Source organism: Stenotrophomonas pictorum JCM 9942, from assembly GCF_001431585.1.
GTDB lineage: Bacteria > Pseudomonadota > Gammaproteobacteria > Xanthomonadales > Xanthomonadaceae > Stenotrophomonas > Stenotrophomonas pictorum.
The window spans coordinates 1-580 of record NZ_LLXS01000080.1 but is presented as its reverse complement, the minus strand read 5'-3'; the positions used below and the strand labels follow the sequence as shown (position 1 = coordinate 580).

The window sequence follows — 580 nt, the reverse complement described above, 5'->3', positions numbered from 1 at the left end:
GGTAATCCCCCCGGCTGTTAGCTGACGCCAGAAGTGGAATTTTCTCGTACCCTTTTCCGAGGAGGTTCCATGAAGAAGTCCCGCTTCACCGACAGCCAGATCATCGCCGTGCTCAAGCAGGCCGAGGCCGGCACGCCCGTGCCAGAGCTATGCCGCGAGCACGGCATCAGCTCGGCGACGTTCTACAAGTGGCGCAGCAAGTTCGGCGGCATGGAGGTGTCCATGGTCGCGCGCATTAAGGAGTTGGAGGAGGAGAACCGGCGTCTGAAGAAGATGTACGCCGAGGCCCAGCTCAGTACCGACCTGCTGAAGGAAGCGCTCGCAAAAAAATGGTGAGGCCATCTCAGCGGCGCGAGATGGCCCAATCAGCTGTCGCAGACGGGCGCACGAGCATCCGGCACGCCTGCCAGACCTTCGCTGTGAGCCAGACCTGCTTCCGCTACCGGGCCAAGGCCAGCGAGGAGAACGCCCGGATCGCCGATTGGCTGGTCCGGTTGACCGCGGCCCATCGCGACTGGGGCTTTGGTCTGTGCTACCTGTACCTGCGCAACGTGCAGGGCTTTGGCTGGAACCACAAGCG

General features: G+C 62.8%; 1 pseudogene. It reads left to right on the top strand.

Going from position 1 to position 580, the window contains the following annotated elements:
- Positions 1–69 precede the first annotated feature (69 nt).
- Positions 70–580, top strand: a pseudogene (locus ARC78_RS16485) (transposase); the annotation flags it as partial.